Annotated in this window: 22 protein-coding genes and 3 pseudogenes; 12 read left to right on the top strand and 13 right to left on the bottom strand. The window is 72.4% G+C overall.

Annotated elements, in window-relative coordinates; all coding sequences use genetic code 11:
* Positions 1 to 197: 197 nt before the first annotated feature.
* Complete coding sequence (locus tag ACIRJT_RS10370) at positions 198 to 737, bottom strand: TetR/AcrR family transcriptional regulator (RefSeq protein ID WP_403907037.1); 540 nt, start codon at positions 735 to 737, stop codon at positions 198 to 200.
* An 88-nt stretch (positions 738 to 825) separates the two neighbouring features.
* On the opposite strand from ACIRJT_RS10370, the gene ACIRJT_RS10365 reads away from it, so the two are divergent.
* The gene (locus tag ACIRJT_RS10365; protein WP_403907034.1) at positions 826 to 2,091 is read left to right on the top strand and encodes an MFS transporter; all 1,266 of its coding nucleotides are present in this window, start codon (positions 826 to 828) and stop codon (positions 2,089 to 2,091) included.
* Positions 2,092 to 2,164: 73 nt separating this feature from the next.
* The gene (asnB, locus tag ACIRJT_RS10360; protein WP_403907505.1) at positions 2,165 to 4,036 is read left to right on the top strand and encodes an asparagine synthase (glutamine-hydrolyzing); all 1,872 of its coding nucleotides are present in this window, start codon (positions 2,165 to 2,167) and stop codon (positions 4,034 to 4,036) included.
* A 138-nt stretch (positions 4,037 to 4,174) separates the two neighbouring features.
* Here asnB and ACIRJT_RS10355 read toward each other — a convergent pair whose 3' ends face one another.
* The gene (locus tag ACIRJT_RS10355; RefSeq protein WP_069755867.1) at positions 4,175 to 5,032 is read right to left on the bottom strand and encodes a 3-hydroxybutyryl-CoA dehydrogenase; all 858 of its coding nucleotides are present in this window, start codon (positions 5,030 to 5,032) and stop codon (positions 4,175 to 4,177) included.
* Between the two features lie 201 nt (positions 5,033 to 5,233).
* On the opposite strand from ACIRJT_RS10355, the gene ACIRJT_RS10350 reads away from it, so the two are divergent.
* Positions 5,234 to 6,520, top strand: a complete 1,287-nt coding sequence (locus tag ACIRJT_RS10350) for a glycoside hydrolase family 10 protein (RefSeq protein WP_403907031.1) — start codon at positions 5,234 to 5,236, stop codon at positions 6,518 to 6,520.
* Between the two features lie 57 nt (positions 6,521 to 6,577).
* Here ACIRJT_RS10350 and ACIRJT_RS10345 read toward each other — a convergent pair whose 3' ends face one another.
* Together ACIRJT_RS10345 and ACIRJT_RS10340 are read right to left on the bottom strand one after the other, a co-directional pair.
* The gene (locus ACIRJT_RS10345; protein ID WP_403907029.1) at positions 6,578 to 6,781 is read right to left on the bottom strand and encodes a DUF1918 domain-containing protein; all 204 of its coding nucleotides are present in this window, start codon (positions 6,779 to 6,781) and stop codon (positions 6,578 to 6,580) included.
* A 47-nt stretch (positions 6,782 to 6,828) separates the two neighbouring features.
* Positions 6,829 to 7,875: a DMT family transporter gene (locus ACIRJT_RS10340; protein WP_403907026.1), complete on the bottom strand. Its 1,047-nt coding sequence runs from the start codon at positions 7,873 to 7,875 to the stop codon at positions 6,829 to 6,831.
* On the opposite strand from ACIRJT_RS10340, the gene ACIRJT_RS10335 reads away from it, so the two are divergent.
* Positions 7,874 to 9,328: a PLP-dependent aminotransferase family protein gene (locus tag ACIRJT_RS10335; RefSeq protein WP_403907024.1), complete on the top strand. Its 1,455-nt coding sequence runs from the start codon at positions 7,874 to 7,876 to the stop codon at positions 9,326 to 9,328. The genes ACIRJT_RS10340 and ACIRJT_RS10335 overlap by 2 nt on opposite strands.
* A gap of 82 nt (positions 9,329 to 9,410) precedes the next feature.
* On the opposite strand, the pseudogene ACIRJT_RS10330 reads toward ACIRJT_RS10335, so the two are convergent.
* Positions 9,411 to 10,076 (bottom strand): annotated as a pseudogene (locus ACIRJT_RS10330) (lantibiotic dehydratase); the annotation flags it as partial.
* 442 nt (positions 10,077 to 10,518) lie between these two features.
* Here ACIRJT_RS10330 and ACIRJT_RS10325 point away from each other — a divergent pair.
* The 4 genes and pseudogenes from ACIRJT_RS10325 (at position 10,519) to ACIRJT_RS10310 (ending at position 12,748) form a co-directional block, all read left to right on the top strand.
* Positions 10,519 to 11,094: a histidine phosphatase family protein gene (locus ACIRJT_RS10325; RefSeq protein ID WP_365541456.1), complete on the top strand. Its 576-nt coding sequence runs from the start codon at positions 10,519 to 10,521 to the stop codon at positions 11,092 to 11,094.
* 34 nt (positions 11,095 to 11,128) lie between these two features.
* Positions 11,129 to 11,368, top strand: a pseudogene (locus tag ACIRJT_RS10320) (EstA family serine hydrolase); the annotation flags it as partial.
* A gap of 97 nt (positions 11,369 to 11,465) precedes the next feature.
* The gene (locus ACIRJT_RS10315) at positions 11,466 to 11,963 is read left to right on the top strand and encodes a peptidylprolyl isomerase (RefSeq protein WP_403907022.1); all 498 of its coding nucleotides are present in this window, start codon (positions 11,466 to 11,468) and stop codon (positions 11,961 to 11,963) included.
* A 638-nt stretch (positions 11,964 to 12,601) separates the two neighbouring features.
* The gene (locus ACIRJT_RS10310) at positions 12,602 to 12,748 is read left to right on the top strand and encodes a hypothetical protein (protein ID WP_403907020.1); all 147 of its coding nucleotides are present in this window, start codon (positions 12,602 to 12,604) and stop codon (positions 12,746 to 12,748) included.
* Between the two features lie 273 nt (positions 12,749 to 13,021).
* On the opposite strand, the gene ACIRJT_RS10305 is transcribed toward ACIRJT_RS10310, so the two are convergent.
* Positions 13,022 to 13,420: a DUF5997 family protein gene (locus ACIRJT_RS10305; RefSeq protein ID WP_371622502.1), complete on the bottom strand. Its 399-nt coding sequence runs from the start codon at positions 13,418 to 13,420 to the stop codon at positions 13,022 to 13,024.
* A gap of 58 nt (positions 13,421 to 13,478) precedes the next feature.
* Here ACIRJT_RS10305 and ACIRJT_RS10300 point away from each other — a divergent pair, with 58 nt between their 5' ends.
* Together ACIRJT_RS10300 and ACIRJT_RS10295 are read left to right on the top strand one after the other, a co-directional pair.
* Positions 13,479 to 14,285 (top strand): LysR family transcriptional regulator substrate-binding protein, encoded by an 807-nt coding sequence (locus tag ACIRJT_RS10300; RefSeq protein WP_403907018.1) that lies wholly within the window; start codon positions 13,479 to 13,481, stop codon positions 14,283 to 14,285.
* A 219-nt stretch (positions 14,286 to 14,504) separates the two neighbouring features.
* Positions 14,505 to 15,863 carry a glycosyltransferase family 87 protein gene (locus ACIRJT_RS10295; protein WP_403907503.1) on the top strand — a complete coding sequence of 453 codons (1,359 nt, stop codon included), beginning with the start codon at positions 14,505 to 14,507 and terminating at the stop codon, positions 15,861 to 15,863.
* Here the strand turns inward: ACIRJT_RS10295 and ACIRJT_RS10290 are convergent.
* From ACIRJT_RS10290 to ACIRJT_RS10280, 3 genes are all read right to left on the bottom strand, one after another.
* Positions 15,842 to 16,840, bottom strand: a complete 999-nt coding sequence (locus ACIRJT_RS10290; protein WP_403907016.1) for a MerR family transcriptional regulator — start codon at positions 16,838 to 16,840, stop codon at positions 15,842 to 15,844. The two genes, ACIRJT_RS10295 and ACIRJT_RS10290, sit on opposite strands and share 22 nt — an antisense overlap.
* Positions 16,841 to 16,843: 3 nt before the next feature.
* Positions 16,844 to 17,551 (bottom strand): HEAT repeat domain-containing protein, encoded by a 708-nt coding sequence (locus tag ACIRJT_RS10285; RefSeq protein WP_403907501.1) that lies wholly within the window; start codon positions 17,549 to 17,551, stop codon positions 16,844 to 16,846.
* Positions 17,552 to 17,635: 84 nt separating this feature from the next.
* Complete coding sequence (locus ACIRJT_RS10280; protein WP_403907014.1) at positions 17,636 to 18,244, bottom strand: GPP34 family phosphoprotein; 609 nt, start codon at positions 18,242 to 18,244, stop codon at positions 17,636 to 17,638.
* Between the two features lie 177 nt (positions 18,245 to 18,421).
* Here ACIRJT_RS10280 and ACIRJT_RS10275 point away from each other — a divergent pair.
* A pseudogene (locus ACIRJT_RS10275) lies at positions 18,422 to 18,616 on the top strand (deoxyxylulose-5-phosphate synthase); the annotation flags it as partial.
* Between the two features lie 230 nt (positions 18,617 to 18,846).
* Here the strand turns inward: ACIRJT_RS10275 and ACIRJT_RS10270 are convergent.
* Positions 18,847 to 19,110, bottom strand: a complete 264-nt coding sequence (locus ACIRJT_RS10270; RefSeq protein WP_403907012.1) for a hypothetical protein — start codon at positions 19,108 to 19,110, stop codon at positions 18,847 to 18,849.
* Between the two features lie 580 nt (positions 19,111 to 19,690).
* Between ACIRJT_RS10270 and ACIRJT_RS10265 the strand changes: the two genes are divergently transcribed.
* Complete coding sequence (locus ACIRJT_RS10265; protein WP_403907009.1) at positions 19,691 to 20,035, top strand: hypothetical protein; 345 nt, start codon at positions 19,691 to 19,693, stop codon at positions 20,033 to 20,035.
* A 132-nt stretch (positions 20,036 to 20,167) separates the two neighbouring features.
* On the opposite strand, the gene ACIRJT_RS10260 is transcribed toward ACIRJT_RS10265, so the two are convergent.
* The 3 genes from ACIRJT_RS10260 to ACIRJT_RS10250 all read right to left on the bottom strand — a co-directional run bounded on the left by ACIRJT_RS10260 (position 20,168) and on the right by ACIRJT_RS10250 (position 21,689).
* Positions 20,168 to 20,704 (bottom strand): pyridoxamine 5'-phosphate oxidase family protein, encoded by a 537-nt coding sequence (locus ACIRJT_RS10260; RefSeq protein WP_403907006.1) that lies wholly within the window; start codon positions 20,702 to 20,704, stop codon positions 20,168 to 20,170.
* Positions 20,705 to 20,877: 173 nt separating this feature from the next.
* The gene (locus tag ACIRJT_RS10255; protein WP_403907004.1) at positions 20,878 to 21,336 is read right to left on the bottom strand and encodes an SRPBCC family protein; all 459 of its coding nucleotides are present in this window, start codon (positions 21,334 to 21,336) and stop codon (positions 20,878 to 20,880) included.
* Positions 21,336 to 21,689, bottom strand: a complete 354-nt coding sequence (locus tag ACIRJT_RS10250) for an ArsR/SmtB family transcription factor (protein ID WP_403907001.1) — start codon at positions 21,687 to 21,689, stop codon at positions 21,336 to 21,338. The genes ACIRJT_RS10255 and ACIRJT_RS10250 overlap by 1 nt, the downstream gene beginning before the upstream one ends.
* Between the last annotated feature and the right edge of the window lie 92 nt (positions 21,690 to 21,781).

Raw genomic sequence — 21,781 nt, 5'->3', positions numbered from 1 at the left:
CGGCTCCCGCCGTGCGGGGGGAGCGGCGGGGGCGATGTGTTGCCGCGCGGTGCGTGGTGCGGCCCGTCCGGCCGTCTGGCCGTCTACGGCCAGGCCGGTTCCGGGCGTTGCACCCCCCGCGGTGTCTTCCCTAGTGTCTGGGTGGGCCCGGGAGGCCGCTACCGCCAGAGGTGGCTGCACGCCGGGTCGACAACCCGTCAGGCGAGCAGTTTCTCCGCGATCCTCCGGGCCCGTCGGGCCGGTTCGCCGGTCTGTTCACGCATCGCTGTGACAATCGCACCGTCCATGAGCAGCGCGAACTGTTCGGCGAGTTCGTGGTGCCGGGGGTGGCCGGTCTCTTCGATCAGGTGGTCGAGGAAGTCGGTGACTCTGCTCTTGTGTTCCGTGGCGAGCCGGTGGACGTCGCTCTGGGGGGAAGCCGACTCGGCCATCGCGTTGATGAAGGCGCAGCCCCGGAATCCGGGGTCGTCCGCGCCGTCGGCCAGGGCGTCGAACACAGCCAGTGGTCCGCCCCCGTGGGCGGTCACGGCGCCCTCCAGCCATGCCCGCCAGTGTTCGTCGCGGCGTTCGAGTACCGCGGTCACCAGGGAATCCTTGCCGGCGAAGTGCCGGTAGAACGAGGCGCGCCCCACACCGGAGACGGCCAGAAGGCGTTCCACGCCGACGGATTGGATTCCTTCGGCGTAGAAGAGGTCCTCGGCGGCTTGCAGCAACCGGTCACGCGCACGGGTCGGCATTTCTCCAGAGTAGCTGATCTTGACGTCAAACGGTGATGATCGGTACCATCCAATACGGAACCGATCGGTACCAACGTGGGGAGAGTTCATGGCTCGTCCGTCCGCCCCCGACCAGGGAGCGCTATCAGCCGACGTGCCCGACCGGGCTGCTTCGACTGACGCGGTGTCGCCCAAGAAGGCCTGGCGAGGCGTCGTCATGCTCGGATTCGGCACGTTCGCGATCGGCACGGACGAATTCGTGCTGGCCGGTGTGCTGCCCGAGTTCAGTCAGTCGCTCGACGTCCCGGTCACCACAGCCGGGCAGGTGGTGACGGTGTTCGCGCTGACCTGCGCGCTGATGTCGCCCACCTTGAGCACCCTGACCGCCGCCTGGCCGCGCCACGGGGTGATCAAGCTCGCCTTCGCGCTCTATCTGCTGGGCATCGTCTGTACGGGCCTGGCCCCGACGTTCGCTCTCGTCCTCGTGGCGCAGGCGGTCGCCGCGGCCGGCGCGGCGCTGTACATTCCGGCGGCCACGGTCACGGCCGCCGCCCTCGTCGGCCCCGAACGCCGAGGCCGGGCCATCGCCACCGTGACCACGGGACTGACCGCGGCCACCGCGCTGGGGGCTCCGATCGGCACCGTGGTCGGCAGCGCCCTGGGCTGGCGGTCGACGATGTGGTTCATCACGGTACTCACCGGCCTCAGCCTCGTGGGCGTCCTGACCCTGGTGCCCCGGGTCACGGTCTCGGCGCCCGGCGGGCTTCGCCAGCGCCTCGCGCCACTCGGTGACCGCCGGGTGGTCGCGGTCCTCGCGACGACCCTGGTCTCCTTCACCGCCGCCTACATCGTCTACACGTACATGGCCGAGGTGTTCCACGGTGCCACCGACGGGAGCGGCACGCGCCTGGCCGTTCTCATGTTCGCCTTCGGTCTGACCGGGACCGTGGGCAACTTCTGCGCCGGAGCGCTGGCCGACCGGGTCGGTGCCCGGCTGGTGGTGGGCGGCGCCATCGCGCTGCTCGCGGTCAGCCTCGTGGTGCTCCCCCTGGCCACCGACTCATTCGCCACGGCGATGGTGATCATGGTCGTCTACGGCATTGCGGCGTGGGCCATCACCGCGCCCCAGCAGTCCCGCCTGATCGGCCTGAAGCCGGAGTCGGCGCCCTTGCTGATCTCGCTCAACGCGGCCTTCCTCTACCTGGCCATCGCCTTCTCCGGAGTCATCGGCGCGGTGGGTATCGGCGCCATCGGGGCCGACAGGATCAGCTTCATCGGCGCGGGTGTGGCCGTACTGGCCCTCGCACTGTCCGAGTTGGGCCACCGGCTGACCAAGCGGCAGCCGGCGGCTCCGGCGGAGATCAGCACCAACTGAGCCGCACAACCTGAGTCACAGAACCTGAGCCACAAACCGCAATGCCATGAATCCTCCGATGAAAGGCATGTCCATGTGTGGGATCGCTGGATGGGTGGACTTCGGCCGTGATCTGACGGGAGAAGGTGCCGCCGCGCAGGCCATGACTGCCACCATGGCCTGCCGAGGGCCGGACGACGAGGGCATCTGGACCGCCCGGCACGCGATGCTCGGCCACCGCCGACTGGCGGTGATCGACATCGAGGGCGGCAGCCAGCCCATGCGCTCGCCCGAGACGGGCCCGGACGGCGATCCCCTCGTGGTCCTCAGCTACAGCGGTGAGGTCTACAACTTCAAGGAGATCCGAGAGGAACTGGTCCTCCTCGGGCACCGGTTTCGGACCAGGAGCGACACCGAGGTGGTGTTGCGCTCCTACCTGGAGTGGGGCACCGACTTCGTCCATCGTTTCAACGGGATGTTCGGCTTCGCGATCTGGGACTCACGGACCGACGAACTCCTTCTCGTCAGGGACCGGCTCGGCGTCAAGCCTCTCTTCTACTACCCCATCGACGGGGGGGTGCTCTTCGGTTCGGAACCCAAGGCGATCCTGGCCAACCCGCTCAGCACCGCCGCACTGGACCTGGACGGGCTCCGCGACGCGCTGGCTCTCGCCCGGGTGCCGGGCAGGACGCCGCTGAAGAACCTCTACGAGGTACGGCCCGGCCATATTGTCCGGGTCGGACGCGGCGGTCTGCGCGAGGAGACTTACTGGTCGCTGGAGACCCGCCCGCACACCGACGACCTCGACACCACCGTCGCGACCGTGCGGGAGATCCTTGAGGACGCCGTCACCCACCAGATGATCTCGGACGTGCCGCTGTGTTCGCTTCTCTCGGGCGGCCTCGACTCCAGCGCTCTCACCGCCCTCGCCCAGCGCTCACTCGACTCGGCGGGCGGGGGCAAGGTCCGCACGTTCTCCGTCGACTTCGCCGGCCTCACCGACAGCTTCAAGCCGGAGAAGTTCCGGGAGGCGCCGGACGCCCCGTTCGCCGCCGAAATGGTCCGCCATCTCGGCACCGAACACCAGGAGATACTCCTGGACACACGCAACCTCACCGACCCGGGTGTACGCGACACCGTGCTGCGCGCCTGGGACCTGCCCTACGGCATCGGGGACCACGACCCCTCCCTGTACCTCCTGTTCAAGGCGGTCCGCGAGGACTCGACGGTGGCACTGTCCGGTGAGTCGGCCGACGAGGTCTTCGGCGGCTACCTCTGGTTCCACGACGCCGTCGCCTCGCGTGCGCAGACCTACCCCTGGCACGCGATCAACGAGGTACCGGTGAGCGAACAGGCGACGGCCTTCCTCGCCCCGGGTCTGGCCAAGCAGCTCAACCTGGCCGAGTACGTCGCCGATCAGTACAGTGCCGCGGCGGCCGAGGTCGTCCATCTTCCCGGGGACAGCGAGACCGAACGGCGGATGCGGCTGGCCAGTTACCTCAACATCACGCGCTTCCTACGGATGATGCTGGACCGCAAGGACCGCATGAGCATGGCGACGGGCCTGGAGGTTCGCGTCCCGTTCTGCGATCACCGGCTGGTCGAGTACGTCTACAACGCGCCCTGGGCGATGAAGACATTCGACGGACGGGAGAAGAGCCTGCTGCGCCACGCGACCAAGGACTTGCTGCCGGAGTCGATCCTGCAACGGCGCAAGGCTCCGTACCCGTCGACCCAGGACCTCGGTTACGACCAGGCGATCAACCGGGAGCTGACCGGGATCGTCGCCGACAAGCGGTCGCCGGTCCTGCCCCTGCTCGACCTGGACGCGGTCCGCTCCCACCTCTCCTCGCCGCTCTCCGCCCCCTTCACGATGATGCAGCGGTCCGTGTACAGCGAGACCCCGGTACGGCTCAACGCCTGGCTGACACTCCACGACGTCAAGCTCGACGGCGTCCAGTTCTGATCGAACACCTCGATGACATGCGGCGCCACGACATCCAGTGGCGCCGCATGTCCGGCGTTCCGGCTCGGCGCGCGGTGGGCCCGGATCGCGGGCCCGGCGGGCCCGGCGGTGTCAGCGCCGGGCCCGCCGGTAGGACACTCAGTAGGCGTAGAAGCCCGACCCCGTCTTGCGGCCGAGGCGGCCCGCGTCGACCATGCGCTGGAGCAGCGGGGGAGCGGCGTACAGCGGCTCCTTGTACTCGGCGTACATCGAGTCCGCGACCGAGGCCACGGTGTCCAGGCCGATCAGGTCGGCCAGTTTGAGCGGACCCATCGGGTGGGCGCAGCCCATCTCCATGCCGTTGTCGATGTCCTCGCGGCTGGCGATGCCCGACTCGAACATCCGGATCGCGGAGAGCAGATACGGGATCAGCAGCGCGTTCACGACGAAACCGGACCGGTCCTGGGCGCGGATCGGGTGCTTGCCGAGCACGTCCTGCACGACGGCCTCGGCGCGGGCGATCGTCTCGTCCGAGGTGGTCAGCGCCGGGATCAGCTCGACGAGCTTCTGCACCGGGGCCGGGTTGAAGAAGTGGATGCCGATGACCCGGTCCGGGCGCGAGGTGGCGACGGCCAGCTTCACCAGCGGGATCGAGGAGGTGTTGGAGGCCAAAATCGCGTCCTGCCGGGTCACCACCTGGTCGAGCACCTGGAAGATCTCGGTCTTGACCTGCTCGTTCTCCACGACGGCCTCGATGACGAGATCGCGGTCGGCGAACTCCCCGAGGTCGGTCGTGAAGCTCAGGCGGCCGAGGGTCTCGTCCCGTTCCTCCGCGCTGATCTTGCCGCGCTCGGCGGCCTTCGAGAGGGAGTTGTGCAGCCGGGTGCGGCCGATCTCCAGCGCTTCGCCCGTGGTCTCGGCGACCTTCACTTCGAGGCCGCTGCGCGCGCACACCTCCGCGATACCTGCGCCCATCTGGCCACAGCCCACCACTCCGACGCGTGCAATGTCGGCCATAGAGTCCGTCACCTCGTGCCTTTCGCCGTTCTCCGTATCGCAGGGTCCCGTGTGGTTCCGGTGCCCGCCTCGACCCCACGACGTTACTCCGAATGCCGACGGGGGCGTCCCGCGGGTCGCGGCGGCCACGGATGGGCATGATGCGGTTACGTAGAGCTAGTGGAGTCGGATGCGGGACGTGGCGGAGAGAGGCGGGCCGGGATGCGGCGAACGGGAATGGCGAGAAGAGCGTTCGTGCTGGGCGCGGCCGGACTGCTGGCGGCGATGACGTCGGCCGGTGACGCGGTCGCCTCCCCGGCGGGGAGGCGGAAGGGCGGCGGGCGGCCCGGGGCCGCGCCCGGTCAGGTGCGCGGCATGTGGATCGCGACGGTCGCCAACATCGACTGGCCGTCCAAGCCGGGGCTCACGGCGGCGCGACAGGAAGCCGAGCTGTTCGCCTATCTGGACCGGGCGGTCGAGCTGCGGCTCAACACGGTGGTGTTCCAGGTCCGGCCGACCGCCGACGCCCTGTGGCCCTCGCCCCACGAGCCGTGGGCCGCCTGCCTCACCGGGACCCAGGGAAAGGACCCGGGCTGGGACCCGCTCGGCACGGCGGTGCGCGCTGCGCACGACCGGAGCCTGGAGCTGCACGCCTGGTTCAACCCCTACCGGGTGGCGAACCACACCGACCCCACCCGCCTCATCGCCTCCCATCCGGCCCGGCAGCACCCGAGCTGGGTCGTGCCGTACGGCGGGAAGCTCTACTACAACCCCGGGCTGCCGGAGGTCCGCCGCTTCGTCCAGGACGCGATGCTGGACGCCGTGCGGCGCTACGACATCGACGCGGTGCACTGGGACGACTACTTCTACCCGTATCCGGTGGCCGGTCAGACCTTCGACGACGACGCGGAGTTCGAGCGGTACGGCGGCGGCTTCGCCGACCGGGCGGCCTGGCGGCGCGACAACATCGACCGGCTCGTACGCGAGACGAGGGAGCGGATCCGGCAGATCAAGCCCCACGTCCGCTTCGGCATCAGCCCCTTCGCCGTCTGGCGCAACGCGGCGACCGATCCGCTCGGCTCGGACACCCGGGCCGGCGTGGAGACGTACGACGACCTGTACGCCGACACCCGTAAGTGGGTCAAGGAAGGGTGGATCGACTACATCTGCCCGCAGATCTACTGGTATGTCGGCCAGCCCGCCGCCGACTACGCGAAGGTTCTCGCCTGGTGGAGCGGGACCGTCCGGGGCACAGGCGTCGAGCTGTACGTGGGTGAGGCACTGTACAAGGCGGGTGACCCGGCTCAGGCCGACGCCTGGCAGGACCCCGCCGAGCTGTCCCGCCACCTCACCCTCGCCCGGGACCACACCGAGGTGGGCGGCCACGTCTTCTTCTCCGGGAAGAGTGTGCTGGCGGACCGGATCGGCGCGATGCGACGCGTGGTGGCCGACCACTACACGGACCGGGTCCGGCTCCACCCGGACCGGGGCCGGGGCGGCCCTGGCTGAGGGGCGCCCGGTGGCCGGGGCCCGGGTGTACGGGCCCCGGACCCGCGCCCCAGGTCGCTACCGCCCGCCCCTCGGCGCCTCCCTGTGCTGGACGACGCTGTCGGGGCCCGGTGACATCAGGTGTTCGTGGCCGTCCTCGAAGCGGAGCCGGTACGGGGGAGCGCCCCCGTCGCCGAGTACCTCGATGATCTCGGCGACCCGGTCGTGCTGTCCCACGGTCCTGCCGTGCATCAGCAGCCGGTCGCCCGTGTGTGCCTCCATCGGGAGCGACCTCCTCACAGGGGGAGACGGTGTCCGTGTCGACAAGTCTATGACCGTACGCGCCGGGATTCCCCCGCTGCGCCGCGGCCGGCCCGCTGGGTGGCGGCGATGCAGACGAGCACGGCCACCGCCGCGACCGGGGCCGCGGCGGACATCTCCTCGCCGAGGAGGAGAAAGGACCACACGAGCGTCAGCAGCGGCTGTGCGAGCTGGAGCTGACTGGCCCGGGCGACACCGATCGCCGCCATGCCCCGGTACCAGACGTACAGCCCGAGGAAGGTCGATCCGGCGGCGACCCAGACCAGGCCGAGGACGCCGTGGGTGGTCAGGCGTACGGGTTCGAGCGGCAGGGCCACCAGGCTGCCCGCCACCGCGAGCGGCAGGCACAGGACCAGGGCCCAGCCGATCACGTGCCAGCCCGGCATCGACCGGGCCAGCCGGCCGCCCTCGGTGTATCCGGCCGCGCACACGAGCAGCGCGCCGAACAGATACAGGTCGCCGGAGGCGAGGGCGCCGCCGCTCTGCTGCACGGTGAAGGTGATCACCACGGCCGCCCCGGCGAGGGCCGCGATCCAGAACGTGCGCGACGGCCGCTCGCCGGTGCGCCAGGACCCCAGCACCGCCGTCGTCAGCGGCAGCAGGCCCACGACCACGGCCGCGTGCGAGGTGGTGGAGGTCTGCAGGGCCAGCGTCGTCAGCAGCGGGAAGCCCACCACCACTCCGCCCCCGACGACCGCGAGCCCGGCCCAGTGCCTGCGTTCGGGCGGCGGGACGCGCGCGGCCAGCAGCACGCTGCCCGCGATCAGGGCGGCGAGCACGCTGCGCAGAGCGACCAGGGACCAGGGACCGAAGCTCTCCAGGCCCCAGGCCGTGGCCGGAAAGGTGAGCGAGAACGCCACCACGCCGAGCCCGGCGAGCACGGTGCCGCTCCGGCCGGTCGAGGGCCCGGGCGCGGGCCGGCTTCCCGGCCCGTCCGCGGCCCCGGCCGTTGCCGGCGCTGTCGCGACGATCGGGGCCGGGGCGGCCCGCGAGGTGTCGACCGGCGGGGCAACCGCTATCGATGAAGGCGGGGTAGCGCTATTGTCTGCTCTCATGCAAGAGCGTAGCAGCGTTGCCGAACTGGTCACTTCCCTGCTGGCCGAGCTCAACCGCTACTCGCCTGGTGGAAAGCTGCCGTCCAGTCGCGCGCTCGTCGAACGGTTCCGGGTCAGCCCCGTCACGGTCTCCCGCGCCATCGCCCAGCTCGCCGCCGAGGGGCTCGTCGTCACTCGTCCCGGCTCCGGCGCCTTCCGCGCGCACCCCCGCGTCGCACTGTCCGCGCCGGGCGACACGTCCTGGCAGGAGGTGTCGCTGAGCGGCGACGGCGGGCCCGAAGTGGTGCCGCGCACCGTGGACGCCTCCGGGGTGCTCGTCACCCTCACCGCACCACCGCCGGGCGTCATCGAGTTCAACGGCGGCTACCTCCACTCCTCCCTCCAGCCCGAGCGGGCGCTCTCCGCGGCCCTGGCCCGCGCGGGCCGCAGGCCCGGCGCCTGGGGCCGCCCACCGACGGACGGACTGCCCGAACTGCGGTCCTGGTTCGCCCGCGAGATCGGCCCCGCCGTCTCCGGCACCGACGTCCTGATCACCGCGGGTGGCCAGAGCGCCCTGGCCACCGCGCTGCGCGCGCTCGCCCCGCCCGGGGCTCCGGTCCTCGTGGAGTCGCCCACCTACCCCGGGATGCTCGCCGTCGCGCGCGCCACCGGGCTGCGCCCCGTCCCCGTGCCGATGGACGCCGACGGGGCGCGCCCCGAGCTGCTCGCCGACGCGTTCCGGGCCACCGGCGCCCGGGTCTTCGTCACCCAGCCGCTCTTCCAGAACCCCACAGGGGTCACCCTCGCGCCCGCCCGCCGTCCCGAGATCCTGGCCATCGCCCGCGCGGCCGGGGCGTTCGTGGTCGAGGACGACTTCGCCCGCCGGCTCGTCCACGACGACGCCGGACCGCTGCCGGCACCGCTGGCCGCCGACGATCCCGACGGCGTCGTCGTCCACGTCTGCTCGCTGACCAAAGTCACCTCGCCCAGTCTGCGGGTCGGGGCCCTGGCCGCCCGCGGGCCGGTGCTGGAGCGCCTGCGGGCCATCCAGGTCGTCGACAGCTTCTTCGTACCCCGGCCGCTCCAGGAGGCCGCGCTGGAACTCGTCGGCTCCCCGTCCTGGGGCCGCCACCTCGCCGCTGTCGCCACCGAGCTGAGACACCGCCGTACGGCCATGGCGGCCGCCCTGGCCGACGAGCTGCCGGAACTCGCTCTGCCGCACCTCCCGGCGGGCGGCGGCAGCCTCTGGCTCCGGCTCCCGGGCAGCGGCGCGGGGACGGCCACCGACGAGGCGGCCGTCGTCGCGGCCGCCCTGCGCGCCTCGGTCGCCATCGCCCCCGGACGCCCCTACTTCTGCGCCGAACCCCCGGCCGGACACGTCCGGCTGAGCTTCGCCGCGGTCTCCGGAGAGGGCGAGATCGCGGAGGGCGTCCGCCGTCTCCGTACCGCCTTCGACGGGCTCCTGGGCGGCTAGAACCTCTCCGGTTGGGGCGCACAGCGGCTTCCCGCGCCACCGCGAGGGGCAGCTCGATGTCCGCGTCCAGCGCCAGGTCCGCCGTGACCGGGCGCTCGCACGGTTGCAGGGCACGCATCCGGCGCACGGCCCGGCGAAGCTCGGGCAGCCCACGCCCCGGAGGGCGGGCGCTGTAGTCGGCCAGATCGGCGGTCACCTCGCGCGGCCGCGCCGTCTCTTCGGCGGCGGCGGGAATGGTGGCGAGCCGGTCGGTCAGGTGGCGCAGCGGGTCCGGTGGGTCCGGGGCGGGCGGCAGGTCGGTGAGCAGGAAGGAATGGGCGACCAGCTCGGCGATGACGCCCTCGACCGCCCCGGCCGGCGGCTCGGGCAGGCTGTCGCGCATCCGGGCCGCCAGCTCCGCGTGGGTGGTGGGTGTGCGCGCGCCGACCAGCGCCGCACGGACCGCTTCGGTGCACCGCACGGACACCTCGTCGGCAGGCCGCCCGTCCGCCCGGCCGATGTCGGCAGCGGTGACGTGCGGCAGCACCAGACGCTCGCCGCGCCGCACGCACAGGCCGTTGGCCGACAGCCGCAGGTGCGCCAGGATCGCGGGCCGGCGCTCCCACCGCGAGGCCGCCTCCGCCAGCCAGGCCGCATCCGGCTGTACGGCTTTGCGGTGCGCGGCGGCGAACCGCAGCGAGAGGGTGTCGGTGAACCGCAGGTGCGTCACCCCTGCCATCAGCCCGAAAGGGGTCGAGCGGCCCCCCATCCGGATCCGGTAGCGCAGCACCGCCCGGAAGCAACGGCGCAGTTGAGGCAGTGTGGCGGGCCGTCCAGCAGACCGTCCACACGGTCGGCCAAGGAAGGGCTCGAAAGGGCCAGAGCTTCGGCGACCAGGGGGCCGGCGGCCAGAGGAGTCCTGTCTGCGACCTTCGGCGCATGCTCCCGGTCCGCTCTTGACCCTATGGGCCAAGGGCTGCCGCAGCGCGACGCGTTCGTGGACGGCGTCGCCGGTGACGCGGGCCGCGGGCCGCGCCCGGGGCCCTGAGGGCGCAGCCGGGTACCCCGGCCTCGCCGAGCGGGAGAGCCTGGTTCTCCAGCGCGGCAGGGGGGTGGGAGCGACCGGTCGATGTCCTGGGGCCCCTTGTTCCGATCATGCCGGACTCGCACGCCCTCTTGACCAAACAGGCGTTCGGCCTCACGATCCCGCCATGACGCTTCGGGTCTCCCTGGTCGCAGCGGCGCGCAGCTCCTCCCGGCTGGCCGAACGCTTCGACGACGACCGGCCGCTCGATCAGGCCGGCTGGCACGAGGTACAGCTCGTCGCCCACACGCTCGTCCCGCTCGGCGCCGCCGAGCTGCGCTACTGCTCGCCCACCCCGCGCAGTCGCGCCACCGGGGACGCCCTCGGCTTCGCGCCGATGGCGCAACCGGCCCTGCGCGACTGGGACATGGGCCGCTGGCGTGGGCTGACGCTGGGCGAGGTCACCGCCCGGGAGCCGGCCGCCGTGGACCACTGGCTCGCGGACCCGCGCAGTGCGCCGCACGGCGGCGAGTCGATGCTCGGCTTCATCGGGCGGGTCGGCGGCTGGCTGGACACCCGCCCCGCCGACGACGGCCTCGTCGTCGCGGTCGCCGAACCCGCCGTGATCCGGGCTGCCCTCGTCTACGCCCTGAACGCCCCGCCCTCCGCGTACTGGAACGTCGACGTCCGTCCGCTGTCCACCATCACGCTGACCGGCCTGCCGGGCCGCTGGAGCCTGAGCCTGGAGGCGGGCATCCGCTGACCGGTGCGGGACCGGGGGAGTCCAGGGCCTCGGCCTCACCCTCGGCGACGGCTTCGTACACGAGACGGAGATCGCCCTCGGCCCATGGCCGAGCGGTGCGAACCGCTCCCGCGGTCCCGGTCCGCGGGCGTTCGGCCGCGACGGAGCGGGCGGCTCCTGCGGCCCGGCCGGCCCGGATGACGGAATCGCCCTCGGGTATGTCATGGACCGGATGGGCTCCCGGCTCGCGGACGGCCCGCGCGGGACGGCCCTGGTGGGCGCCGTCCACGCGGCCCCGGGAAGGCCACCGGGAGGTGAGCGGAACAGGACATCCGACGTGGTGACCCAACCCGGGTTTCACCTGCGGTTGCCAGGAATGTGAGGATGTCACCATGACAACCAAGGTCTACTTCGACATCACCATCGACGGCGCGCCCGCAGGGCGGATCACGTTCAACCTGTTCGACGACGTCGTCCCCAAGACGGCGGAGAACTTCCGCGCGCTCGCCACCGGCGAGAAGGGCTTCGGCTACGCCGGCTCGTCCTTCCACCGCGTCATCACGGACTTCATGCTCCAGGGCGGCGACTTCACCCGCGGTGACGGCACCGGCGGCAAGAGCATCTACGGCGAGAAGTTCGCCGACGAGAACTTCACGCTCAAGCACGACCGTGTGGGCCTGCTCTCGATGGCCAACGCCGGAAAGAACACCAACGGTTCGCAGTTCTTCATCACCACGGTGCTCACCCCGTGGCTGGACGGCAAGCACGTCGTCTTCGGCGAGGTCGCCGACGACGACAGCATGGCCCTGGTCCGCAAGATCGAGGCGCTCGGCTCCTCCAGCGGCAAGACCCGCGCCAAGGTCACCATCGACAAGTCCGGCGTTCTCTGACCGGTCCGGTAACCCGACGGGCCCGTGGCAGGGCCGTTCCGCCGACGTACGCGTCGGCGGGGCGGACCCCGCCGCGGGCCCGTGGCGTGTCTCCGGTGCCGGTGCCGGTGCCGGAGCCCGAGCCCGTGCGTTTCCGGACGTGGCGTGTGTGTCCGGACGTGACGTGTATCCGGCAGCTCTCCTGGCGCCGCCCCCCGCAGTCGGGCAGAATTTGAGGTGTCCACGACGGGGGGACGCCATGCGACGCACGGAAGCCGCGCGAGAGCTCGGCGGATTCGTCCGCGAGCACCGCCCCGACGGCAGCAGACGCCTGCGACAGGCCGGCGCCCTGCTGGTCACGGGTGTTGTCGGCGCAGCTCTGGGGGTGCCGGTGGCCATCGCCTCCGTCGGCACCACCGACGGAGCGCCCGAGCTGGCGGGCCTGCTGCTCGGGGTGGGGCTCGTCGGACTGGGCCTCGGGGTGTGGCGCCTGACGCAGGCGATCCGCACGCGGGAACAGTGCTTCGACGTCCACGAGCGGGGGCTGACCCACCGGATCGCGGGCACCGCCACCCTGATCCCCTGGACGGACATCGTGCGCGTCGCGGCCGCCTCGGTCGAGGACGGACGCCCGATGGCCGGGGCCCGGGGCCCGGGGGATGGGCTTCGGTTTCGCCGTCGAACTGCGGAGCGCGGAGAAGATCCGGGTCGACACGTTCCCCGAGGACGCGCGGGAACTGGCCGCGACGATTCACCGTGCGGTCAGCCTGGGCCAGCTCCCCCAGGGCCGGGGCCGTCCGCCCTGAGGCGCGGACCGGCGTGCGGCACCCGGGAGTGCGCGCCGGCCGTTCGACTGCCGGTCATCCAGTAGTGGGGGGGGCCCGGGGGGGGGGCCGCGGGGGGGGGCGCCGGGGGGGCCCCCCCCCCGGGGGCGGGCCCGGGGGCCGGGGGGGCGGGGGGGCCCCGCCCGCCGGCGGGGGGGGGGGCGGGGGGGGGGGGCGGGGGGGGGGGCGGGGGGGGGGGGGGGGGGGGGGGGCGGGGGCGGCCCCGCCCGGGGGGGGGCCCCGGGGCCCCCCCCACTACTGGTCGCCGGACTGCGCGGCCCGCTCGGCGTTGCGCTCCTTGATCCGGGCGGTCTCCTTGCGCACCTCGGCCTGCGTGGCGCGCTCCTTCTGGAGCCACTCGGGCGTCTCGTCCTTCAGCGCGTCGATCTGCTCGGTGGTGAGCGCCTCGGTGACCCCGCCGCGGGCGAGCCCCGCGATGGAGATGCCGAGCTTCGCGGCGACGACCGGGCGGGGGTGCGGGCCGGTGCGGCGCAGCTCCACCAGCCAGGCGGGCGGGTCGGTCTGGAGGGCGTTGAGCTCGGTGCGGGAGACGGCACCCTCCTGGAACTCGGCGGGGGTGGCCTGGAGGTACACACCCAGCTTCTTCGCCGCCGTGGCGGGCTTCATGGTCTGGGCGGTCTTGTGCGACGTCATGGGTCCAGGGTATCGACCATGGGACATACCTCCGACCACCTGCCGGTAGCCTGGTTCCGTGACAGGCTCGGACCTCCCCTCATCCTTCAGGCTCGCGTACGTCCCCGGCGTGACGCCCACCAAGTGGGTGAGGGTCTGGCGCGAGCGGCTGCCCCACACCTCTCTCGACCTCGTCCAGGCCACCGCCGCCGAGGCGCAGGGCCTACTGGCGGGCGGCGGCGCCGACGCCGGTCTCGTACGGCTCCCGGTCGACCGGAGCGTCCTGAGCGCGATCCCCCTCTACACCGAGACGACCGTCGTCGTGATCCCCAAGGACCACGCCGCGACCGCCGCGGAGGAGGTGTCGCTCGCCGAGCTGTCCGACGAGATCGTGTTGCATCCACTGGACGACCTCCTCGACTGGGAGGCACTGCCCGGCCGCCCCGCCGTCGAACGCCCGGCGACCACGGCGGACGCGATCGAGCTGGTGGCGGCTGGCGTGGGCGTCCTCCTCGTCCCGCAGTCCCTGGCCCGCCTCCACCACCGCAAGGACCTCACCTACCGTCCGGTCCCGGAAGCCCCCGAGTCTCGCGTCGCCCTGTCCTGGCCCGAGGCGGAGATCACCCCCGACCTGGTGGAGGAGTTCATCGGGATCGTCCGGGGGCGCACCGTCAACAGCACCCGCGGCCGCGCGGCCACCCCGCCGCGCCCGGCGAAGGACAAAGCCAAGGACAAGGCGAAGGCCAAGGACAAGACCAAGCGGGCCGGTGGCGCGGGCGGCGGGTCGGGCAGCGCCCGGAACAAGCCCGCGGGGGGCAGGAAGCCCCAGTCGGGCGGCCGGGCCGGCGGCCAGAGCGGCAAGCGCGGAAAGCCGCGGGGCCGGTAGCGCACCGAGGCGTCGGCCCGCGACCGTCGCATCCGGATTAGCTCCACGAACGCCACCCCGCGTCGGTTGGCTCGTTGGTGGAGCAACCGCCGTATGCAGGGGAGGGGTCGTCCGATGCCGAACATCCGCATACCGATGCCGAACATCCGAGGGCTGTCGCCGAGGCCCCGCGGGGCGTCGGCGAGCACCCGCCGAAGCCGCCGCCTCGGCCTCGCCGGGATGCTGCTCATCGCCGTGGCCTTCGTCGGGCTCCAGCTGACAGCGGTCACCGGACGTGCCTCGCCCGACACGAAGAACTACCTCTCCTACGCCCTGAGCCTCAGCGGTGAGGACCGGCAGGAGGCGGGCCGGCTGGCCATCGACCACTCCTGTGCCAGCGGGCAGCAAGCGCCCCTGGACTTCATCCCCTGGACCAGCAGGAAGGCCGCGGGCGAGTCGCGGGAGAGTTGCGTGCGCCGACTGAACGACTCGGTCGCGTACTGGTCGGGCCACGGCAACACGTCGGGGATGACCGCGCCGTTCGCCAACCACCGCTTCATGGCCATCTTCGAGGCCAGGCCCGGCTATCCGCTGTTCCTGGTCCCCTTCGTGGCCGCCTTCGGAACCACCTGGGGCCTCTGGCTCGCCGGGCTCGTCGTCGCGCTGGCCGGGAGCGTCTGCGTCCTGCTCACCCTCCGGGCCGCGGGGGCTTCCCGACGCGCCGGTCTGGCCGGGCAGGCCCTGTACCTCGCCCTGCCCACCGGCACCGTCGCCATGAACCCCCTGAGCGACGGGCTCTCACTGGCGCTCGGCACGGCGGTCGTCCTAGGCTGCGTCCTGCTGCTGCGGGACCGGCCCCGTACGGGCGCGGCGCTCGTCGCGGGCGGCCTCGTCCTGATGTTCCTCGTCCGCTACTCGCAGGCCCTGCTGCTGGCGGCCGCTCTCGCGGGCGTCTTCCTGGCCCGGGCAGGGTGGCTGCGGCTGAAGCGGCGGGATCCCGCCCCTGTACTCCGGGCGGCCGGACTGTGCGGCGCGCTGGCGGCACTCGTCTACGCCGGGGCGCATCTCCTGTCCTGGCCGATGGGCCAGGACAGCGCCCAGGACCTGCTGACCCACCACTACCAGCGCCCCGATCTGCCCGACCCCTGGCCCGAGTTCTTCGTCCAGGAGCGGGTCTTCTGGTCGGCGTGGCTCCGGCGCCAGGCCACGTACCCGGTCCTGCCCGTCCTGCTCGCGCTCTCGGCCTGGGCGCTGCTGAGACGGCGCTCCGTGGTGCTGCCCGTCGCCCTCGCGGCAGGGGCGGCGGGCCTCCTCAACCAGGCAGGCCACCCGAATCCGGATCAGCTGCTCGGCTACCGCCTCATCGTGTTCGTCTGGCTGCTGCCCGCCCTGGCGATCCCGCTGCTCCTGGACCGACCGCCGACCGTCTCCGCGCCTCACGACACGTCCCACGACGCGTCACCGCCTCACGACACGTCCCACGACGCGTCACGCGCCCCGGCGCGGACGGAGCAGTCGGCCGGCACGACGGCACAGGTCGCGCCGGCCCCCGTGGGCGATGCCCCGGGAGAGGCCCGTCACTCCACGTCGCGCAGCTGAACCAGGTACGCCGCGGTCAGCGCGACGGCACGGTCCTCGTCGTGCAGCAGCTCCCGGAGGGCGCGTGAGGAACCCGCCCCCGGGACGCCACCCAGCGCCTGGACCAGCCGCCCGCGCGCCGACGTGCCGGTGGTGTCGCGGGCGAGGCGCTCGGCGAGCACGGCCGCGATCCGGTCGGCCGCCGCGTCGTCGTCGGCCAGCAGACTCAGCGCGTCGGCCGCGTCGGTGTCGTTCGTCCCCGCCACGACCAGGTCGACGAGCGCCGGGACCGCAGCTGCCTCGCCCCGTGCCCCGAGGGCCGGAGCGGCGTAGCCGCGGACCACGGCATCGGGGCTCGTCAGGGCGTCCCGCAGCAGCGCGGTGGCCTCATCGCCGGGCATCTCGGCGAGGGACCGTACGGCGCGTTCCCGCACCGCGGCCACCGGTGAGCCGAGTCCCTCGGCCAGCAGCGCCGGGCCGCCGCCGCCCGATCGCGCCAGTGCCCAGCGAAGAGCCCCGGCCACATGCGGGTCGCCCTCGTCGAGCGCCGCCTCGACCAGGGCCTCCACCGGAACCTCGTCGACCGAGGCGAGGGCGGCGCGCTGGCGGGCGGCGGGGCTCTTGGACCCCAACGCCCCCAGGAGTGTGACGACTTGGAGGACGTCCTCCCAGCCGGCCGGGTCCGTGGCGTGGACCCGATGCAGCCGGGTGAGCAACTCGGTCTCCACCGCGATGCGTTCGCGCGTCCGACGGATCAGGTCGTCGACGAGTGCCGAGGGCGTGAAGCCGGGATCGTCGAGGGCACGCCCGATCTCCCGCAGTGACAGTCCCACCGCCCGCAGGCTCTCGACATGGAAGATCCGCTGGATGTCCGCCCCGGAGTATTCCCGGTAGCCGGACCCGGTGCGACCCGAGGGCCGCACCAGACCGAGCGACTCGTAGTGCCGGAGCATGCGGGCACTGACCCCGGACCGCCGCGCGACTTCACCGATCAACACGCCCTACGGACCTTCCTCACCAGAGCCACTGGGGTCGCCGGAGCCTTCGGAGGTGTCATGGCCGCCGAGTGCCACGACGCGCTTCGCCTCCTCCACGGCGAGCGTGAATCCGGCGTCCGGGTCGCGCAGCAGCCGCTGGGTGGCGAGCGCGTGCGCGCGGACGAGCGGGTCGGGGTTCCTCGCCGCGGCGGCCAGCGCCGACTCCATCGCGTCCCCCAGCGCGACCAGCGCCTGGCTGAGACTCAGCCGCGTCTCCCGCCCGCCGCGCCCGAGCTGCGTCGCCAGCACTGCGGCCAACGCGACCTGCTCGGCTTCCGGTACCAGTACGACCGCCGCCCGCCAGGCACTCCGCGCCACCTCGTCGTCGGCATCGGTCAGGAGCGCCCCGGTGATCGCCGGCCACGCCCGCCGGTCCCCGATCTTGGACAGCGTGTGCAGTGCCTGGCTCCGCGCCCGCGTCCGCTCGGAGCGGACCTCGCGGAGCAGCGGGGGAAGCGTGACGGACACCGGGTGACGGGTGAGCGCCCAGGTCAGCATGTCGCGTACGAAGAACTCCGGCTCGACCGCGCACCGCTCGACGAGCGCGCCGACGAAGCGCGGATCCGGCTGCGAGCCGACCGCCAGAGCGGCTCGCAGCCGCACCGAGGCGCGGTCGTCCTCCAGCCCACGCAGCGCTCGTACCCTGTCCGTGTCGTGTCCCGTGACCGTCATCGAGACCACCTCCTCGGCAAGCAGTGAAGAGCTTGTCACCGTGTCAAGGTCAACCCTGCCGTGTGCCGGGCCGAGGGATCCGGCTCACGGCCCGCGCCATACGTTGGCGAAGGCCGTGTTCTCGATGGTCCGCCTCTGGCGTACGGCCTCCAGCTCCATCACCGCTTCATGGACGGTGGCGACCACGGCCGTCGCCGTCTCGTCGTCGAGGCGGGGCTCGTCGTCACCGGACCGTCCGCCGTCGATGCCCACGGCCGATGCGAGGGCGGCCAGGACGGGTTCTCCCTCGTCCTGGCGGGCGACGGCCCGGTGACGGCCGGGTGTGTCGACCAGCTCCACCCGCCTGGGGCCGAAGGGCAGCCGGCCGCTTCTCTTCTGTGTGAGCTCGCCGTCCTTCTCCAGTGCGTCCTGGTAGGTGGCCGCGAGGTCCCGGCCGCGGCGCCACAGCCAGTCCTCGATCCGCTCGTAGGGCGGTTCCCCGGTGATCCGCGCGGCGGCCTCCCCGAGAAGGCGGTCGTCGGGCGCCGGCGACCCGCCCGGCACGATGAGGTCGCCCTCCACGGTGACGGCTCCCGCGCCGATGAGGTCGAGCAGTTCGGCTCCCGCGAGTGCGAGCGACAGGTCGCCCTGCCCCACGGCGGGTTCCGGCACCGGGTCCATGGCGATGATGAACAGGTCTTTCGCCGTGGTCATGAACGGCTCCCCTCGAAGGCATCGGCAAGGCGGGCCCCACCGGCCGCCCCGGCCAGGAGCCGGTTCGGCGGCGGGGCGACCGCTACGACCAGTATCGCCTCCGCCCGTGCCGTCCGGCCCTGATCGGGTCCGAAGAAGTCGATGGCCGTTCTTCGGCGCGATCTCTGGGCTGGGCAGGTGAGCCATGCGAAGACCTCGTACGTCTGCCTCCCCTGCCGGGCCTCCTTCAAGCAGCCCCACGACCGGGCGAGGCAGCGGCACTGTCCGCGCTGCGCGGAGCCGATGACCCACGTGGGGTCGGCGTTCGCGGCACCGCGGCGGCGGGACATCGCGGCATGGCGGGCCCTCGCGGTGCTGCTGAACGCGGGCCTCCACGTCAGCGACCAGGAACGCCGCGAGGCGGCGCGCGGGCCGAGACCATCGGCCGCGGCGGCCGGGGCGAGGGTGAGGGCGAGGCGCAGCAGCACCGCGACGAACACGGCGACCGCGGGGGAGGCCTCGACGAGCGTGTGCGGCCACGAGCCGCTTTCCAGGGGCTCGGGGGTGTCGAGGTGGTAGCCGGTGAGGCGGTCCGCCACGACGGTGACGAGCAGGGCCGGGGCTCAGACGATCAGCCCGCGCAGCGTGTACACGGCGAGCACCGGTCGCAGCCGTCCGGGCGCCGGACCCCATGAGGGGCTTTCCCGGGCGGATTGCGCGGATTCCGCCGCGACCGCCCGCGAACACACCACCTGCAGGGCCGCGCTGCCGGTGCCGAGGAGGAGCAGGAAGAGCGGGAGCGTGCAGAGGGCGACCAACACCAGGTCGGTGGGGTCGTGCAGGTAGGGGTCTTCGGCGTGGTGGTACCAGACGCGTTGGTTCCGCATACGGGTGAAGACCCGGCTGGGCGAGCGCGAATATCGCGTCCGTCACCAGCGGCCCGGCGAGTCCGCAGAGGCCGACGACGCGGACCGTCGCACCCGCCAGCACGCTCCGCTGCCGCCGCAGGACGGCGAACGTCGCTGCGACGAGGGCCTGTTGAGGGCTCTGGCTCACCGGTGGCGCCGGATGGTCGTGCGGTGCGGGCATGGGGTGAGCCTTCTGTACGTGCCGTTGGGTTCCGTACCGGATCAGTCCGGTCCAGTCCCTGGGAAGGACGTCGGGCGAACCGCCGCGGGTCTTCCACGTGCCCCGCCCCGACGTCACGGCCGGAGGCCACGAGGTATCGCCCGCCGATCCCGATCCCGATCCGGATCCCGGAGGCGGCTCCGGATCATGGTCGGTCGCTTTGTGTGTCACCATGTCTACGCAGGGTCACGGAGCCGTCGCCTCGGTGATCCGTGCGTCAGTGCGCCTGTGCGCATTCCCTGCGCGTGGCCCCACCCGGAACCGGACCTGTCTGCCCGCCTGCCGGGGGAGGGGCGCGGTAGTCATCGCAACACCCCATCGTCCAGAAGGATTTCACCCATGCGCTTCCGCTCCACCCTTCCCGCCGTTCTCGGTGCCGCTCTGCTGCTCGCCGCCGTTCCCTCTTCCGCGTCGGCCGCCGAGGGGCAGTTCCGCTACGACTACGTGACCGTCGAGGGGTACGGGGCGACCGGCTTCCTGAACAGCCCGCCCAGCGGTGAGTGCGTGAACCTCCCGGGTGTCGGCCTGGAGAACCCCGAGCCCGGGCACTCCCCGAAGAACCGCACGGACGCCTGGGCGGAGGTCTTCACGGACGTGGACTGCGAGGGTGCTTCCTTCCCGCTTCGCCCGCACACCGGCGGGGCCTCGGAGCGGCTGAAGGTGCGTTCGGTCGTCTTCCACTGACACACCGCTTCACACACTGCCGCATGCGTCGCGGCCCGTGGCCTTGTGCGGGGCCACGGGCCGCGACGCATGCACCGACCGACCGACCGACCGACCGAGCGCTCGCCTCGATGTCGAGTCGGCGTCAGGGCGTCACCGCTGTCCAGAAGGCCGGTGCTGGAAGCGGTAGCGGGTCTGGCTGTACGCCGTGCCCTTTCCGAAGGCGAATCCGGCTTCCGGGTCGATCCGGTACAGCAGGACCTTGCCGGAGCGGATGGTGTCACCGAGGCCGTACCAGGTGCCCTCCGGGCTTGTCAGGAGGTCGCCGTACTTGCTCTCGTAGGCGTCGGCGGTGGTGCTGCGTTCGGCCGGGTCGAGCACCGGCTCGGCACGTCCTTCGACGGTGATGTCGATGCCCTCCAGGACGTTCGTGCCGGTCGTCATGGTGCAGTGGCCGTTGGCGTGGAGGTTGCGCGCCTTGCGTTCCTGGTCGCCGGTGGCGAAGTACAGGGCGCCGCCGGTCCAGACGGCCAGCAACGGTGTCACGTGGGGCCGGCCGTCGGGGCGGACGGTGGACAGCCAGAACAGTCGCGCCCGCCGGAGCTCGCGCAGCGCGGTCGGCCAGGGGGTCGCGTCGGCGTCGGAGTCGCTGAACGGGCCGAGCTCGGTCACCGGTTCACGGTCGGACATGGAGGCTCCTCAAGGGGTCGGGTCGGAATGCGGACGGCCAGGTCCGCGGGAGGCACCGCGGTCTCCTCATTCCGGCCAGGAAGACCCTGCGGCGGTGCCGTCCAGGACGGTCATGAAGAACGCGGTGCCGAGCAACACCGGCACCCGCCCCTTCGAGCGGGGCGGCCGCGAGCTCACCCCTGTCCTCCCGCACCCAGCCCGACGCCCAGGGCGTCGAGCCAGTCGCCGGTTCCGAGCCGCCGCCAGGAGGGCGCCTCCCGGCCGTCGAGGAAGGTGCCCTGCTCGGTGAGGACCAGCCGGGCGCCCCCGTCGGCCGGGCAGAACTCCACGGTCGTCAGCGACGCCGTCGCGAGGTCCTGCCCCACGTGCAGCACGGAGGTGTAGACGATGCGCTCGTCCGGGACGATGTCGCGGTACAGCGACTCGAACGTCAACGACGGGCCGCTGTCCGGGCGACTGCGGTTGATCTCCCGGCCCCCGACCCGGAAGTCCAGCTCATGGTCCGCGTCGGGCGTGGAGAACCAGCGGGCCTTCGCCTTCGGGTCGGCCCATGCGGCGAACACCCGGGCCGCCGTGGCCGGGTAGAGGCGTTCCAGGGTGAACGTGGCGTGCGTGACGGAACGGTCGATCATCACAGGGAACCCCTTTGCTCCGGTGTGCCGGGATCATCGAGCAGGTAGTCGCCGAGCCGGTCCAGACGCCGTTCCCAGAACGTGCGCTGCTCGGCGAGCCAGTCCTCGGCCGCCCGCAGCGCGTCCGGCTCGATGCGGCAGGTACGGACGCGGCCGGTCTTCTCGGAGCTGACCAGCCCGCAGGCCTCCAGCACCTGGATGTGCTGCATGACCGCCGGCAGCGACATCTCCAGCGGCCTGGCCAGTTCGCCGACCGACACCGGCCCGCGGATCAGGCGCTCCACCATCGCCCGGCGCGTGCCGTCCGCCAGCGCCTGGAACACCCGGTCCAGCGACCCGCCATAGTTAGGCATGTTCTTAACTATTGATGGCTGACGCTCTCTGGTCAAGTGCTGCCTCACATCGATGACTCTTTGCATAAAAGTGCGTCGATGCGTATAGTCAT

The sequence above is a fragment of the Streptomyces sp. NPDC102283 genome (assembly GCF_044766265.1).
In the GTDB taxonomy this organism is placed as follows: domain Bacteria; phylum Actinomycetota; class Actinomycetes; order Streptomycetales; family Streptomycetaceae; genus Streptomyces.
The sequence above is the reverse complement of the archived record's forward strand: the minus strand, read 5'-3'. Positions and strand labels throughout refer to the sequence as shown.

Excerpts from the sequence above, each read along its gene's own strand:
- ACIRJT_RS10370 (WP_403907037.1), bottom strand. The coding sequence starts at position 737 with ATGCCGACCCGTGCGCGTGACCGGTTGCTGCAAGCCGCCGAGGACCTC.
- ACIRJT_RS10365 (WP_403907034.1), top strand. The coding sequence starts at position 826 with ATGGCTCGTCCGTCCGCCCCCGACCAGGGAGCGCTATCAGCCGACGTG.
- asnB (WP_403907505.1), top strand. The coding sequence starts at position 2,165 with ATGTGTGGGATCGCTGGATGGGTGGACTTCGGCCGTGATCTGACGGGA.
- ACIRJT_RS10355 (WP_069755867.1), bottom strand. The coding sequence starts at position 5,032 with ATGGCCGACATTGCACGCGTCGGAGTGGTGGGCTGTGGCCAGATGGGC.
- ACIRJT_RS10350 (WP_403907031.1), top strand. The coding sequence starts at position 5,234 with ATGCGGCGAACGGGAATGGCGAGAAGAGCGTTCGTGCTGGGCGCGGCC.
- ACIRJT_RS10345 (WP_403907029.1), bottom strand. The coding sequence starts at position 6,781 with ATGGAGGCACACACGGGCGACCGGCTGCTGATGCACGGCAGGACCGTG.
- ACIRJT_RS10335 (WP_403907024.1), top strand. The coding sequence starts at position 7,874 with ATGCAAGAGCGTAGCAGCGTTGCCGAACTGGTCACTTCCCTGCTGGCC.
- ACIRJT_RS10340 (WP_403907026.1), bottom strand. The coding sequence starts at position 7,875 with ATGAGAGCAGACAATAGCGCTACCCCGCCTTCATCGATAGCGGTTGCC.
- ACIRJT_RS10325 (WP_365541456.1), top strand. The coding sequence starts at position 10,519 with ATGACGCTTCGGGTCTCCCTGGTCGCAGCGGCGCGCAGCTCCTCCCGG.
- ACIRJT_RS10315 (WP_403907022.1), top strand. The coding sequence starts at position 11,466 with ATGACAACCAAGGTCTACTTCGACATCACCATCGACGGCGCGCCCGCA.
- ACIRJT_RS10310 (WP_403907020.1), top strand. The coding sequence starts at position 12,602 with ATGGGCTTCGGTTTCGCCGTCGAACTGCGGAGCGCGGAGAAGATCCGG.
- ACIRJT_RS10305 (WP_371622502.1), bottom strand. The coding sequence starts at position 13,420 with ATGACGTCGCACAAGACCGCCCAGACCATGAAGCCCGCCACGGCGGCG.
- ACIRJT_RS10295 (WP_403907503.1), top strand. The coding sequence starts at position 14,505 with ATGCTGCTCATCGCCGTGGCCTTCGTCGGGCTCCAGCTGACAGCGGTC.
- ACIRJT_RS10285 (WP_403907501.1), bottom strand. The coding sequence starts at position 17,551 with ATGACGGTCACGGGACACGACACGGACAGGGTACGAGCGCTGCGTGGG.
- ACIRJT_RS10280 (WP_403907014.1), bottom strand. The coding sequence starts at position 18,244 with ATGACCACGGCGAAAGACCTGTTCATCATCGCCATGGACCCGGTGCCG.
- ACIRJT_RS10270 (WP_403907012.1), bottom strand. The coding sequence starts at position 19,110 with ATGCGGAACCAACGCGTCTGGTACCACCACGCCGAAGACCCCTACCTG.
- ACIRJT_RS10265 (WP_403907009.1), top strand. The coding sequence starts at position 19,691 with ATGCGCTTCCGCTCCACCCTTCCCGCCGTTCTCGGTGCCGCTCTGCTG.
- ACIRJT_RS10260 (WP_403907006.1), bottom strand. The coding sequence starts at position 20,704 with ATGTCCGACCGTGAACCGGTGACCGAGCTCGGCCCGTTCAGCGACTCC.
- ACIRJT_RS10255 (WP_403907004.1), bottom strand. The coding sequence starts at position 21,336 with ATGATCGACCGTTCCGTCACGCACGCCACGTTCACCCTGGAACGCCTC.
- ACIRJT_RS10250 (WP_403907001.1), bottom strand. The coding sequence starts at position 21,689 with ATGCCTAACTATGGCGGGTCGCTGGACCGGGTGTTCCAGGCGCTGGCG.